We start from the raw sequence: 14,274 nt of genomic DNA, 5'->3' as shown, positions 1-14,274 counted from the left end.
CCGGAGGACGAGATCGGGGCAAGAACGTCTCCGCGCCCGATCGGCCAGCGGAGGCCCTCAGCCACGGGAGCCTTCAGCCGGAGGGGTGGTCAGCCAGGAGCGATCTTGGCCAGAAACGATCTTGGCCAGGAGCGACCTTGGCCGGAAGCGGCCTCAGCCCAGGGGCGCGGCATCCCGCAGCACCGCCTGCGCGGCGGCGGTGGCCGTACCTGCCCCATCGGCCAGCACGAGGCCCGGCAGCAGGCGCGGCGGCGTGCGCCGGCCCTTCACCGCCCGCGCCAGCAGGCGCACGGCGGGCGCATCGGGACGCGGATGCACCGGCAGCAGGTCGGCCGCGCCGAAGCGGCCGGAAAGAGCCTCCAGCAGCGCCGCGATATCCTCCGGCCGCAGGATGGCGCACAGCACGCCGCCGGGCGCGAGGCAGCGATAGGCGGCCGTGACCCAGGCCCGCAGCAGCCCCTCTTCCGCCACGTGGGCGCGCGCGCGCCCGTCGTGGGGCGAGGGCTGGTGCGCCTGCGCCGCGTTGAAGGGCGGGTTCATGAGCACGAGATCCGCCGCCCCGGCCGCGGGCTCCGCCGGGCCGGAGGGGCGGCCGAGGGTGAGCACGTCCGCCGCCACCGCCCGGCAGCGGCAGGAGAGGCCGTTCGTCTCGGCATTCCGCTGGGCCAGGGCCGCGAGGTCGGGGTCGATCTCCACCAAGGTGCCGCGCGCCTGCGGCATCCGCGCCAGGAAGGCGAGGCCCGCCCCTCCGACCCCGGCGCCCAGATCCACCATGGCGCGGCATCCCTCCGGCGCCAGCGCCGCCAGCAGCACCGCGTCATGCCCCACGCGGTGGCCGCGCGCCGGCTGGGCGAGCGAGACGCGGCCGCCGAGGATGGCATCGGTGGTGAGGGCGAAGGGCGCGTCCACGGGGGAATCCTCAGGCCGGATCGCGCAGGGCGTCGGCGAATCCCGCCTCCGCCAGCAGGCGCCGGGCGCGCGGGGCGTCATCGTCCGGCACCAGCAGGCGGCGCGGCAGGATACCGATGGAGCCTTCCAGCGCGCTGGTATGCGCGTCCGCGACCAAATGGCCGATTCGCGCCGCGTCCAGCAGGGCGCCGATGGCGCCGAGCAGCACCAAGTCGTTGGTCCGCACCAGCTCCTGCATGGCCGCACGCTCCCGTGCCCGCGCCGGTACCGACAGACGGCATCGTTGAGAACCACTTGCGCCGGGCCCGTGGGCATCCCTATGGTGCGCCCGAAAGAATGACAAGCGGGGGCATTTCTTGGCCATCGTTCTTCCGTTCGAGCCCAACGAGCCGTCCATCGAGGCACTGGTGCGCCTCGTGAAGGCGGACATGGAACGCGTGAACGCCGCCATCCTGGCGCGCACGGGCTCCGACGTGGCGATGATCCCCGAGGTGGCGAACCACCTCATCTCCTCCGGCGGCAAGCGGCTGCGGCCCATGCTCACGCTCGCCTGCGCCGCCCTGTGCGACTACGAGGGGGAGGGGCACATCAAGCTCGCCGCCTCGGTGGAGTTCATGCACACCGCCACCCTCCTCCACGACGACGTGGTGGACGAGAGCGACATGCGCCGGGGCAAGCTCGCGGCCCGCAAGCTGTGGGGCAACGAGGCCAGCGTGCTGGTGGGTGACTTCCTGCTCGGCCAGGCCTTCAAGATGATGGTGGAGGTGGGCTCGCTCACCTGCCTCGACATCCTCTCCAACGCCGCCAGCGTCATCGCCGAGGGCGAGGTGATGCAGCTCGCCGCCGCCAAGAACACCCACACCTCGGAAGACGATTACCTCGCCGTCATCCGCGGCAAGACGGCGGAGCTGTTCGCCGCCGCCTGCGAGGTGGGCGCCGTGCTCGGCCAGCGCGCGAAGGCGGAGCAGGCCGCCTGCCGCTCCTACGGCATGAACCTCGGCATCGCCTTCCAGCTCGTGGACGACGCGCTCGACTACGGCGGCAACCAGCAGAAGCTCGGCAAGAACGTGGGCGACGACTTCCGCGAGGGCAAGATCACCCTGCCGGTGCTGCTCGCGTTCCGCCGTGGCGACGAAAGCGAGCGCGCCTTCTGGCAGAAGTGCCTGGAGCACGGCGAGGTCACCGATGCCGATCTCCAGCACGCCATCGGCCTTCTCGTGAAGCACCGGGCGCTCGCCGATACGGTGGAGCGCGCCCGCCACTACGGCGCCATGGCCAAGGATGCGCTGGCCCTGTTCCCGGCGGGCCCGGCCAAGTTCGCCCTGGCGCAGGCCGTGGACTTCTGCCTCGCCCGCGCCCACTGAGGCCTTCGGCCCGGCCCGTGAGCAGAAACGGGCCGGCCTCCCGCAAGCACCGCGCGGGCTCGCCCAGGGCCGGTGAGAACAGCGCCCGCAAGAAAAACTCCCGACCCTTCGGCGTGACGCCGGGCGCCGGCTCTCATGCTCCGCGCGGGCCGAACACGATCACCGCCGCGCCGGCGAGGCACAGGAGCGCGCCGGCCGCGTCCCAGCGGTCTGGCCGCACGCCCTCCACCGCCCACATCCAGGCCAAAGACGACAGGATGTAGATGCCGCCATAGGCCGCGAAGGCACGCCCGGCGGCTTCCGAATCCACGAAGGTGAGCGCATAGGCGAAGGCCGACAGGCTCACGACCCCGGCCAGCAGCCACAGCGGCGAACCGCCGAGCCGCACCACATGCCAGAAGGCGAAGCAGCCGGCGATCTCCCCGAGGGCGGCGAACAGGAAAGCCGGCAGCGTCATCCGATCCTCATCATATCGGCGCCGCGGGGCGGCCCTTCGAGGACAGGAAAGCGCGCGGCCTCCACGATCTCAAGGTTTTTTCGTACCTCGGCGCACAGTGCCTCGCGTCGGCGGCGCTCAGCGCAGAACGGTGGGCCGGACCCACCAGCCGGGGTGGGCCGCCGCGATCCGCCGCGCCAGCCCCGCCGCGTCCCGGCAGGTGTCCACCAGGGCGAACACGGTGGCGCCCGAGCCGGACATGCGGACCAGCCGCGCCTCCGGCGCTTCCGCGAGGCGCTGCACCACGTCCTGGATCTGCGGCGCCACGACCCGCGCCGGTGGCTCGAGATCATTGGGCAGTCCCGCGAGCGCGGCCCGCAGCGCCGTCGCATCCGGCGGGAAGGAAGCGGGGTGCGCGGCCCCCGGCAATGCCTCCCCCGCGCGCAGGCCAAGGGTGCGGAACACGTCCGCCGTGGGCACCGCGACGCGGCAGTTCACCAGGACCGCCGGCAGGAGCGGCAGGGCCAGCGGCGCGGACAAATCGTGCCCCACCCCGCGCATGATGCGTGCGCGGGGGTCGAGGCACACGCTCACATCGGCGCCGGTGGCCCGCGCCGCGGCGCGCAGGCGCGGATCATCGCCGCCGATGCCATTGAGGCGGGAGAGCAGGCGCAGCGCCGCCGCCGCATCGGAGGAGCCGCCGCCGACCCCGGCCGCCACCGGCAGGCGCTTCACCAGCCGGAACGCGCCGAGCCGCGCGCCCGGCACCTCACGCGCGAAGGCCGCCGTGGCCTTCAGCACCAGATTGTCGGCATCGGGCCCCGCATCGCCCGCCGTCGGCCCCGCGACAGCGAGCGAGAGCGGCGCATCCGGCGTGAGGGAGAGCAGATCTCCCGCCCCCGCGAACGCCACGAGGCTGACGAGGTCGTGGTATCCATCTGCGCGCCGGCCCGTGACCCGCAGGGTCAGGTTGATCTTGGCCGGGGCCTTGGCGAGGAGCGGCTGCATGGCGCCCCTTATGCCGCGCTGCGGGAGACCCCGCAAGAAGCGCCCCGGGAAAGCACCCGAGAAGCGCCAGCGAGACGCGCGCGCAAGTCGCGGGGCGGACAGGGGGATCGGCCACGAGGCGCCATCTATGCCGCCTGACGCCGGGCAAGCTTGCGGCGCGCGGGGAAAGCGGCCATCCTCCCGCCATCTCGCCGCGCTTGTATGGCGCGTTGCAACGGCCGCACAGGCTCTTCAGGATTCTCGATCGGTGAAGATTCCCCGCCTTTCCAATTCCGTGGCCCTGGCTGCCGGGCTTGCCGCGGTGCTGCACCTTGCCCTGCCCGCCGCGGCGCGCGCGGAGACGGCCGCCGGCCTGCCCGCCGATGTGGATCCCTCCGTCTCCGGAAGCTACCTCGCCGCCCGCTTCGCCAGCTCCGAGCGCGACAGCGACGCCGCCGTGACCTATCTGCGCAACCTGCTGCGGCTCGATTCGCGCAATGACGAGGTGGTGGAGCGCACCTTCTACGCCACCCTCGCCGACGGGCAGATGGACGAGGCCATGAAGCTGGCCGAGCGGCTGGTGAAAGTGGACCGTACCCACCGCATCGCCCGGCTCGCGCTGGCGGTGAAGGCCATCAAGAAAAGCCAGTACCAGACCGCCCGCACCAATCTCTCGCTCTCCGTGCGCGGCCCCATCGGCGACCTCACCGCCACCCTGCTCGCGGCCTGGACCTTCTATGGCTCCGGCAACGCCAAGGGCGCGGTGGAGTTGATCGACCGCCTCCAGGGGCCGGACTGGTACGCGCCCATGAAGGCGCTCCAGGCGGGGCTCATCCTCGATGCCGCCGGCAGCAAGAAGGAGGCGGGCAAGCGCCTCGCCGAGGCGGTGAAGCTCGATCCCGGCTCCCTGCGCACCGCCGACGCCTATGCCCGCTGGCTCTCGCGCAACGAGACCCCGGCGGCGGCCGCGGCCGCGCTGGGCGAGTTCGAGAAGGCCATGCCCAACCACCCCTTGGTGCTGGCCGAGCTGAAGGAGCTGAAGGCGGGCAAGGCCCTGCCGCCGATGGTGACCACGCCCCAGCAGGGCGCCGCCGAGGTGCTCTACGGCCTCGGTTCCACCCTGGGCCGGCAGGGGGGCGAGGACCTCGCCCTCGTCTACCTCCAGCTCGCCCACTGGCTCGACCCCGAGCACCCCTTCGCCGGTCTCACGCTGGCCGACCTCTACGAGCAGCTCAAGCAGCCGGAGAAGGCGATCCAGATCTACGCGAAGGTGCCCGCAAGCTCGCCCCTGCGGCGCAACGCCGAGGTGCAGCTCGCCATCAACCTCGACGCCATCGACAAGCACGCCGAGGCGCGCAAGCACCTGGAAGACCTCATCGCCGCCGATCCGAAGGACCTGGAGGCCATCGTGGCGCTCGGCCGCCTGCAGCAGGCGCGCAAGATGTTCGCGGAGTGCGCGGCCACCTACAGCAAGGCCATCGACCTCATCCCCACCCCCGGCAAGGGCAACTGGGCGCTGTTCTACTTCCGCGGCATCTGCAACGAGCGCAGCAAGAACTGGCCGGCGGCGGAGGCGGACCTGAAGAAGGCGCTGGAGCTGAACCCGGACCAGCCGCAGGTTCTGAACTACCTCGGCTATTCCTGGGTGGACCAGGGCACCAACCTGGATGCCGGCCTGGACATGATCCGCAAGGCGGTGTCCCTGCGCCCCGACGACGGCCCCATCGTGGACAGCCTGGGCTGGGCCTATTATCGCCTCGGCCGCTACGACGAGGCCGTGGGCGAGCTGGAGCGCGCGGTGGAGCTGATGCCGCAGGACCCGGTCATCAACGACCACCTGGGCGATGCCTACTGGAAGGTGGGCCGCCGCCTGGAGGCCGGCTTCCAGTGGAACCACGCCCGCGACCTGAAGCCCGAGCCCGAGGACCTCGCCAAGATCGTCAAGAAGATCGACGGCGGGCTCGACGCGGTGGACCAGCCCGCCCCGGTGCGCAAGGCCGAGGAGCAGAAGAAGGCCGACTGAGGCTGAGGCGCCGGTCCTGGACCGGCGCCGAACGGGCTTCGCACGCACGTGGCGCGCGCGGGGCCAAAGGTCCTGTGAATCGGATTCACGGGGCCGGCGGCATGAGACCACGCTCCGTGCAAACCTGCCCCGCGCGCGGGATTCCCGTGGCGAACGGACCTCGCGATGGCGCGAACGGCAACGACGGCCAGAGGAAAACTCCGTCAATGGGGAGGCCTACATCCCCCTGATCGGTTCCTCTCGTTCCCGAACAGGCGTCGTGGGCTCGCGAATGAGGCTCCTCGCGGCGCTTTTCGCTAAGGGCGCGCCCACCGGGATGACAACGACGCATCGGGCCGTGGCACCGCGCACCGGCCACCGGGCGTGCAAGGCCAAGCCCCCGGCCCCGCATCGGCGGCATTCGCGCGGAGCGCCGGCCGATGCCCCTTTCCCAAGCTTCGCCCGCGCCCTTCCGGAGGGGCCTTCTTCTGGCGTGGCGGCAGCCGGCGCGATAGCCTGTCGGCGATGATGCAGCGGGGTGCGGCGCGCGTGCGCATTTTCAAGCGAAGCGGATGCTGGTTCGCGTGAAGAGATTGCGTGATCCCAGGAATCTGGAACGCTTTCCGCGCACCCCCGTGAGCGGAACCGCCTCAGGAGCCCGCGCCCGGCGGGGTGGACGACATGGATGAATTGGCGTGGCTGGTGGTGGTTCTGCTGGCCTTCCCGGTCATGTCCCTCGTGGGGCTGGTGCTGGCCCTGCGGCAGCGGGGCCGGCTGCGGCTGCTGGAAACGCGCGTCGCGCAGCTTGAAGCGGCTCTTGCGGGCGGGGCCGTTCCCTCCCCCGCGCCTCTCCAGCCCACCGCCGCGCCGCCACGAGCGACACCCGACGAAGAGGGGCGCAGCCCGCCGGAACCGGCCCCGCCCGGCACCCCGCACTGGACCGCCGGCCTCCGGCGCATCGGCCGCATCCGGGAAAATCTCGGCGGCATCGAGGAGCGCATCGGCGCGCGCTGGGCGGTGTGGGTCGGCGGCCTCGCGCTCGCCCTCGGCGGCATCTTTCTGGTGCGCTTCGCGGTGGAGCAGAACCTCGTGGGGCCCGGCGGGCGCGTGGCGCTCGGCCTCGTGCTCGCGGCGGCATTGCTCGCGGGTGGAGAGGCCCTGCGCCGTCTCGACCGGCGGCAGGATCTCGACCCGCCCCCGGCCGCAGGGCCGCTCTCCGGCGTGCCGCAGGTGCCGGCCCTGCTCACCGCCGTCGGCATCATGACGGCCTTCGGCAGCCTCTATGCCGCCTACGAGCTCTATCACCTCCTCCCGCCCGCTCCCGCCTTCGTTCTCCTGGGCCTGACGGCGGTGGCCGGCATGCTCGCCGCCCTGCTGCACGGGCCGGCGCTCGCCGCCCTCGGCTTCGCCGGCGCGGCGGTGACGCCGTTCCTCGTCACCTCCGAGGCACCCGATGCGTGGGGCGTGGCGCTGCTCATCATAGTGGTGGGGGCGGCCGCCGCGGCGGTGGCACGCCTGCGGGCATGGCGCTGGTTCGCGGCGCTCGCGGTAGCGGGCATGGGGGCCTGGGGCCTCGCCCTGCTCCTGTTCGAGGTGCCGCAGGCGATCCCCGCCGCCGGCGCCCTGGCGCTGGCGCTGCTGGTGGTCACTGCGGCGCTGCTCACCCCCGGCCACCTCCTGGGCCCGCCAGCTTCCGGAAGGCCGGATGCGCTCGCCACCCTCGGCGCAGCACTGGCGCTGGCGGTCGCCGCCCTCGCCACGGTTACGGGCGAGATCGCTGCGGGGCCGCTCGCGGTGTTCATCGCAACCGCCCTCGGCGCCCTCGGCCTGGCGTGGCGGGCGGAAGCCGCCACCTTCGCGGCCACGGCGGCTGCGCTCGCCGCGCCGGCCATCCTGGCTGGATGGAGCGTCCCGCCGGCGCCGGAATTCCCGGCCGGCATCACGCTCTACGGCTTCGGCATGGGCGCGCTGCTGGCCGTCGCCGGCCTCGCGGGCGCGCGGCGCGGCCTCCAAAGGCATGTCCCCGTTTCACGGAATAGGGGACATGCTCCTGATTCTCGCATTGATGCGTTTTCCTCGCGCGAACCGGTTCCCACTTCGCTCGAAAACGCTCTCGCCCTCGGCTGGGGCGTAGCCGGCGCGGCAGGACCGGTCCTGCTCATGGCCGCCGCCTACGGCCGCCTTGCCGGCTTCGAGCGCAGCGTGCCCTTTGCCGCCCTCGCTTTGGCCCTCGCCGCCCTCTTCACCCCGGCGGCGGAATGGCTCTTCCGCCTGCGCCGGCCGGCGGCGGCGTCCGCCTTCGCCACCGGCGCAGTGGCCGCCCTCGCACTCGCCCTCGCCTTCGCGCTGGAAAAGGGATGGCTGACGGCGGGCCTCGCGCTCATCTCACTCGGCGTCGCCTGGGTCTCCACCCGCCGCCCACTTCCGGGCCTGCGCCCGCTTTCGGCAGGGCTCGGCCTGCTGGTGCTCGCCCGCGTGGGGTGGGAGCCCTCGATCGCGGGCGCGGATCTCGGCACCACGCCCGTCTTCAACTGGCTGTTGTGGGGCTATGGCGTGCCCGCGCTCGCCTTCACCGGAGCGGCACGCCTCCTCACCCCGGCCGGCGACGACTGGAGCCGGCGGGTGCTGGAAGGGCTCGCCCTCGTGTTCGCCGTGCTGCTGGCCGCGCTGGAGGTGCGCCACCTCGCCCATGGCGGCGATCTCGACGGCGCCGGCACGCGCCTGTTCGAGACGGGCCTTCTGGCTGCCCTCTACGGCGCCTACGCGGTGGGCCTCGCCCGCCTCGCCGCCGTGACGGGACGGGCCCTCTACCGCCTGTTTTCCGATGTGGTGGCCCTGCTCGCCGCCTTATGCGCCCTCATGGCGCTCACCGCCGACAATCCCTTCGCCACCGGCGAGGGGGTGGGCGGCCTCGTCTTCAACGATCTCCTGGCGGCCTATGCCCTGCCGGCCGCGATGGCCCTGCTCTACGCGGAAGGCCAGCCGCCGGAGCGGCGGCGCCTGCGCCTCGCGGCATCGGGCCTCGCGGTGGTGCTCACCCTCGCCTACCTCACCGGCCAGGTGGCCCGCCTGTTCCAGGGGCCGGTGCTGGCGGCGGAGCACATCGGCGCCATGGAGTGGTACGCCTATTCGGCCACCTGGCTCGCCTTCGGCATCGTGCTGCTCGGCCTCGGCCTGTGGCGCGGCTCGCGCAGCCTGCGGCTCGCCTCGGCGGCGGTGATGGTCGCGACCGTGCTCAAGGTGTTCGTGTCCGACATGGCGGACCTGGAGGGGGTGCTGCGCGCCCTGTCCTTCATCGGCCTCGGGCTGGTGCTGGTGGCCATGGGCTGGCTCTACCAGCGCCTGCTGGCGCGCCGGCGCTCACCGGAGCCGGAGTGAGCGCGGAACGGAGCCCCCAGGAAGCTCGCGCTTTCCTTCACGCAATGAGATAACGATGGGGAGCCGGACACACCTGCACGGATGCAACTGCAATGATCGCCTGGGATGACTTCCGCCTCGTGCGCGCCATCGCCGAAAGCGGCTCCCTCGCCGGTGCGGCGGAACTCCTGGCGGTGAACCACTCCACCGTCTTCCGCCGCCTCGGCGCGCTGGAGGCGCAGATCGGCACCCGCCTGTTCGACCGCGCCCGCGCCGGCTACGTGCCCACCCCCACCGGCGAGGAAATGGTGCGCCTCGCCGAGCGCATGGGCGAGGAAGTGGCGGCGGTGGAGCGGCGCATCACCGGGCAGGATCTGCGGCCCTCCGGCGAATTGCGCGTGACCACCAACGATTCCGTGCTCATCCACATGCTCACCCCGGTGTTCGCCAGCTTCCGGGCGGCCTTTCCGGAAATCCGGCTGGAGGTGGTGATCACCAATTCCTCGCTCAGCCTCTCCAAGCGCGACGCCGACGTGGCCATCCGCGCCAGCGACCGGCCGGGCGACGCGCTGGTGGGCCGGCGCATCGCCGGCATCGGCTGGGGTGTCTACGCCCGGCCGGACATGGTGCCCGGCGGGCGGCTGGAGCCCGGCACCCTGCGGCACCACGACTGGATCGGCTTCTCCGAGGCCCTCGGCCACATCAAGCCGGCCAAATGGCTGCGCGAGCGGGTGGGCGAGGAACGCGTGGTGTACCGGGTCAATTCGGTGCTCGGCCTCGCGGAGGCGGCGGCGGCGGGCATCGGGCTCACGGTGCTGCCCTGCTTCATCGCCGCCCGCACGCCCGGCCTGCGGCGCTACATGGGCCCAGAGCCCGAGATGGCTTCCGGCCTGTGGCTGGTGACCCATCCGGACATCAAGGCCACCGCGCGGGTGCGCGTGTTCATGGACCACGTGGGGCACGAGCTCCACCGCCTGCGCGCGCGCATCGCGGGAGACGTGGATGAGACCGCCGAGCCGGCCGCGCGCGGCGAGACCACGGGAAGCTGAAGCATTTTCAAGCGAAGCGGGTACCAGTTCGCGTAAAGAAAATGCGTAAATTCAATAACTAGAGTGATCTCTGCGCGCCAACCGGGAGCAGGCCGCGAAAGCCCGCGCGCAGTACGGCGTGGGCCGGCCGAGCCACATAACGCCCGGTTGACCGGCGAAGCTTCCATTCCGGAGGGCTTCTATTCGGCGGAAGCTTCCTGGGCGGCGGAGCGCGCGCGGGAACGGCGGGCGGCCATCTGCGGGCGATCCTTGCCGGCGCGCTGGAAATCGCACCACATGGTCTGCACGCCGGCGAGGGTGCCGCGGAAGCTGGCCGGCCCGGTCTTCACCACGTCGAAGCAGGGCTCGAAGCTCATGCCCTTCACGTAGCCGCACACGGCGCCGCTGCGCACGCGCAGCGTGTTCGCCGGCAGGCGCACGAAGCGCGCGGGCGCCTCCTTGAGCGTGATGATGCCGGCCACGGAGCCGTCGGCATAGACCCGCCCGGAGCCCTTGGAGCCCTCGAAGCAGGTGAAGGAGAACTCGCGCCCGACCACGAACGCCCGCGCCTGCTCGGCGCTGAGCTGATCTTCGGCCCGGGCGGGGGTCGTCATCGCCGGCCCCGTCACGATGGTGGCGAAGCCGACAGCCGCGATAAGTGTGCTGCGCATGGCTCGTTCGCGAAATGTCTGAGTTTCGAGCTTCAGCTTGCGCAGACCGCCCCCCGCACTGTCAAGAGACAGCTCCGCATGGCGGACCCGAAAACGGCGCGGGAGAGCCATTTTTCCCGGCGGCGTGGCCGCCGGGACGCGTGATTTTAACCCTGCGTTCACACAGTGACCACGACCGGCCGCTTCACCGGCTCCTCGCGGATCGGCAGGTTGATGGCGGCCGAGGCGAAGGAGAGCGCCACCGAGAGCCACCACACCATGTTGTAGGAGCCCGTCGCCTCGTAGAGCTCGCCGCCGAGATAGACGCCGAGGAAGCCCCCGACCTGATGGGAGAAGAAGGCGAAGCCATACAGCATGGCCATGTAGCGCGTGCCGAACATGAGCATCACGAGGCTCGACGTGGGCGGCACCGTGGAAAGCCACAGCAGCCCCAGCACCGCGCCGAACACGTAGCAGCTCAGCGGCGTCACCGGCAGCAGCACGAACACCGCGATGGCCACCCCGCGCCCGGCATAGATCCACGCCAGCAGCCACTTGCGCGAGACCCGGTTCGTCAGGTAGCCGGCGCCCAGGGAGCCGGCCATGTTGAACAGGCCGATCAGCGCCAGGGTCACCGCGCCCACGGAAAGGCTCATGCCCCGGTCCACCAGGAAGGCGGGCATGTGCACGGTGACGAAGGCGAGCTGGAAGCCGCAGGTGAAGAAGCCCAGCACCAGCATCACGTAGCTCGGGTGCCGGAACGCCTCGGAAAGGGCGGCGCCCACGCTCTGCTGGGGCGCCGCGGCGGGGCCGCCCGCCCGCGCCGCGCCACGGGTGGCGAGGGCGAGGGAGAACGGCATCACCAGCAGCAGCGAGACGCCGAACACCATCAGCGTCTCCTGCCAGCCCACCGCCTGGATGAGGCCGGTGGCGAGCGGCGGGAACAGGAACTGGCCGAACGAGCCGGCCGCCGTGGCGGCGCCGAAGCCCAGCGCCTTCATCCGGTCCGGCAGCAGCTTGCCGAATGCCGCCAGCACCAGATTGAAGGAGGCCGCCGAAAGGCCGAAGCCCACCAGCACGCCGGCCGTGAGCTGCAGCGCGCCAGGGGTGCTGGAATAGGCCATCAGCACCAGGCCCGCCCCGTAGACGAGCGCGCCGCCCCACAGCACCCGCACGGTGCCGAAGCGGTCGGCGATGGCGCCGGCGAAGGGCGAGCCCAGGCCCCACAGCAGGTTCTGGATGGCGACCGCGAGCCCGAACACGTCGCGCCCCCAGCCGAATTCCCGCGACATGGGCACCAGGAACAGGCCGAACACCGAGCGCGGCCCGAAGGTGAGCATGGCGACGGCGCAGCCGGCCACGATGATGAGAAGCGCCGGCAGATGCCGGCCCGGCGCGGGGACCGCAGGGGTGGACGAGCTTGAGGCAGACATGACCCGTTCTTTCCGCGCGGCCGTTGGAACGGGGCCACGCCTTCAGGTCATGTTAAAGCCCATTTCAGCGCTGTGAAAAATCAATAATGGAAAAGCAATCCATGAGCTTCCTTCATGGAAGGCTCAGGCGCACCCCGAAGACGCCTTCTCCCAGCACCGCCGTGGCCGGCGGGAGCCGCCCCCGCCCCTCCCCGCGAACCGGAGAAGGGATGGGGCGGCGACACGGCCGGGGCGGGCCTCAGCCGCGATCGGAACCGCGGCCGGAGCGCTCGCCGCGCGGATGCTGCATGCCGAAGAAGCTGCGCAGGTCCTTGCGGGCGGTCGTCTCGAAGGCCTTCTTCTGGCCAGCGTCGAAGCTCTTGTAGAGCGGGTCCAGCGCGTCGGCCACCTGGCGCAGCTCGGCGGAGACGGCGGCCATGCGGTCGGCGGCGGTGCGCACGCGCGTCACCATGTCCGGGCGGGCGGGACGCTGGCCGGATTCACGGGCGGCCTGCCGCTCTGCGCGGCGCTCCGCCATGTGGGCCGCGCGATCCTTCGCCACCTTGCGCAGCGCGGTCTCGAACGCCGGCCAGAGCTTCTCCTGGTCAGGGGTCAGCTTCAGGCTGGACTTGAGATCGGCGAGGTGGGCGTCGAAGGCGGCGGCGCGCTTCGAGGACACGTCGGCCGCGCCCATCGCGGGGGCGGCGGGGCTGGCCGCCTGCGCGGCCGCGGGGGGCGTGCCCTGGGGCGGGGTCGCGTCGGCCGGGCCGGCGGCATGGGCGATCGCCGACCCGGCGATGAGCGCGGCGGTGGCGGCGGCGATAACGGCTTTCTTCATCACATCCTCCTTAAAGGATGGCCGCACCATGGGCCCGGCCACCCGGCGCCTCAACTTAAAGTTCGGTAATTCATCGTTGCGGCAGGGGGATGGCGAAACCCGCCCGGCTCAGGCCGCCGGACGCGGCCAGAGCACCTGCGTCTCGCGGGCGGCGACGGCACGGTCGGCGGGGGCGTATCCGCGCCGCTCCATCTCGCAGCGCCACGCGCCCGGCCGGCCGGAGACGCGATAGAGCGCATAGGCGCCCGCCCCGCGCTCGTCGTCCGGCCCGGCGGAGGCCGAGGGCACGCCCACCACGGGGATGGAGCCGCCGTCGGCGCTCTCGATGCGGCCGAGGGAGGCGCGATGGTCGTGGCCGTGCATCACCAGCTCGGCGCCGGCCTCCGCCAGCACGGCGCGCAGGGCCGGGGCATCCCTCAGGTCACGGTGGAAGGGGCGGGCGCCCACCGGCGGATGGTGGATCATCACCGCGCGGAACAACCCCTCCGCCCGCAGCTCGGCGAGCAGGGCCCGGAGGCGGCCGAGCTGGGCCCGGCCCACCTCACCGCTCGCCAGGAACACCGCCGTCGGCACCGCCGTGGACACGCCCACCACCGCCACCGGCCCGCGCCGGCGCACATAGGGAAACGCATCCACGTCCACCGGGGTGTGGGGGTGGGTATCGTCGCCGGAGAGGAAGGGCGCCCAGTGCTCCAGGTGGTAGTGCATGGCGGAGCGTACATAGGCATCGTGGTTGCCGGGCACCACGCTCACCGCCTCCGGCGCGCCGAGGGAGGAGAGGAAGGTGGCGCCGGTGTCGAACTCCGCCGGCAGGCTCACATTGACGAGGTCGCCGGTGACGCAGATGTGGTCCGGCCGCTGCGCCAGCAGGTCGTCCGCCAGCGGCCCGAGGGTGGAGGCGCCGAAGTTGCGCCGCCGCGCACCGATCCAGTTCATCATGCCGAAGAAGCGCTTGCCCATCAGCTCGGACAGGCGCGCCTCGGGGATGGGGCCGAGATGGGGATCGGACAGGTGGGCGAGCACGAACACGGCGTCACGGCCTCCGGCATTGAGCGGCGCGGCGAGGGGCGCCCCGCGGACGGGCCCCGGCGTGGGAACACCCCATGGATGTCGCGGCCCCGGCGCCTCCGGCGCCCGCGCGCAGACGGCCGGGCGCCGCCTCTCCTTTAGAGCATCCCGCATGCGGCGCAACCGCGGACCGGCGCCGCTCACGCGCCCGTGCCGCACCGCGGAAAGAAATCAGTTGCCTGCGGCCGCGCCGCCAAGAATGCTGGAGCGCAATTGTGGTGCG

Annotated in this window: 12 protein-coding genes; 4 read left to right on the top strand and 8 right to left on the bottom strand. The window is 72.2% G+C overall.

The annotated features are described in order from the left end of the window. Positions 1-153 precede the first annotated feature (153 nt). Positions 154-909 (bottom strand): tRNA1(Val) (adenine(37)-N6)-methyltransferase, encoded by a 756-nt coding sequence (locus V5F75_RS06710; RefSeq protein ID WP_394035918.1) that lies wholly within the window; start codon positions 907-909, stop codon positions 154-156. A gap of 10 nt (positions 910-919) precedes the next feature. Further along, entirely contained in the window at positions 920-1,147 is a 228-nt protein-coding gene (locus V5F75_RS06705; protein WP_393987764.1) for a putative signal transducing protein, read from the bottom strand. Positions 1,148-1,265: 118 nt separating this feature from the next. On the opposite strand from V5F75_RS06705, the gene V5F75_RS06700 reads away from it, so the two are divergent. After that, a complete protein-coding gene (locus V5F75_RS06700) occupies positions 1,266-2,273 on the top strand; it encodes a polyprenyl synthetase family protein (RefSeq protein WP_394035920.1) in 1,008 nt (335 codons plus the stop codon). Positions 2,274-2,406: 133 nt separating this feature from the next. On the opposite strand, the gene V5F75_RS06695 is transcribed toward V5F75_RS06700, so the two are convergent. Both V5F75_RS06695 and V5F75_RS06690 read right to left on the bottom strand, forming a co-directional pair. Beyond that, positions 2,407-2,730: a YnfA family protein gene (locus V5F75_RS06695; protein ID WP_394035922.1), complete on the bottom strand. Its 324-nt coding sequence runs from the start codon at positions 2,728-2,730 to the stop codon at positions 2,407-2,409. Between the two features lie 117 nt (positions 2,731-2,847). After that, the gene (locus V5F75_RS06690) at positions 2,848-3,717 is read right to left on the bottom strand and encodes a 4-(cytidine 5'-diphospho)-2-C-methyl-D-erythritol kinase (protein ID WP_394035924.1); all 870 of its coding nucleotides are present in this window, start codon (positions 3,715-3,717) and stop codon (positions 2,848-2,850) included. Positions 3,718-3,964: 247 nt separating this feature from the next. On the opposite strand from V5F75_RS06690, the gene V5F75_RS06685 reads away from it, so the two are divergent. The 3 genes from V5F75_RS06685 (at position 3,965) to V5F75_RS06675 (ending at position 10,104) form a co-directional block, all read left to right on the top strand. Beyond that, on the top strand, positions 3,965-5,719 hold the full coding sequence (locus tag V5F75_RS06685; protein WP_394035926.1) for a tetratricopeptide repeat protein: 1,755 nt from the start codon (positions 3,965-3,967) through the stop codon (positions 5,717-5,719). 660 nt (positions 5,720-6,379) lie between these two features. Next, entirely contained in the window at positions 6,380-9,076 is a 2,697-nt protein-coding gene (locus tag V5F75_RS06680; RefSeq protein ID WP_394035928.1) for a DUF2339 domain-containing protein, read from the top strand. 92 nt (positions 9,077-9,168) lie between these two features. After that, complete coding sequence (locus V5F75_RS06675) at positions 9,169-10,104, top strand: LysR family transcriptional regulator (RefSeq protein WP_394035930.1); 936 nt, start codon at positions 9,169-9,171, stop codon at positions 10,102-10,104. Between the two features lie 179 nt (positions 10,105-10,283). On the opposite strand, the gene V5F75_RS06670 is transcribed toward V5F75_RS06675, so the two are convergent. The 4 genes from V5F75_RS06670 to V5F75_RS06655 form a co-directional block, all read right to left on the bottom strand. Then, positions 10,284-10,754, bottom strand: a complete 471-nt coding sequence (locus V5F75_RS06670; protein ID WP_394035932.1) for a hypothetical protein — start codon at positions 10,752-10,754, stop codon at positions 10,284-10,286. A 158-nt stretch (positions 10,755-10,912) separates the two neighbouring features. After that, positions 10,913-12,166: an MFS transporter gene (locus V5F75_RS06665; RefSeq protein WP_394035934.1), complete on the bottom strand. Its 1,254-nt coding sequence runs from the start codon at positions 12,164-12,166 to the stop codon at positions 10,913-10,915. A gap of 238 nt (positions 12,167-12,404) precedes the next feature. Beyond that, positions 12,405-12,983 (bottom strand): Spy/CpxP family protein refolding chaperone, encoded by a 579-nt coding sequence (locus V5F75_RS06660; protein ID WP_394035936.1) that lies wholly within the window; start codon positions 12,981-12,983, stop codon positions 12,405-12,407. 108 nt (positions 12,984-13,091) lie between these two features. After that, positions 13,092-14,012: a metallophosphoesterase family protein gene (locus tag V5F75_RS06655; protein WP_394035938.1), complete on the bottom strand. Its 921-nt coding sequence runs from the start codon at positions 14,010-14,012 to the stop codon at positions 13,092-13,094. Positions 14,013-14,274 lie beyond the last annotated feature (262 nt).

Origin of the sequence: Xanthobacter albus, assembly GCF_043194895.2 — a bacterium.
Lineage (GTDB): Bacteria > Pseudomonadota > Alphaproteobacteria > Rhizobiales > Xanthobacteraceae > Xanthobacter.
The sequence above is the reverse complement of the archived record's forward strand: the minus strand, read 5'-3'. Positions and strand labels throughout refer to the sequence as shown.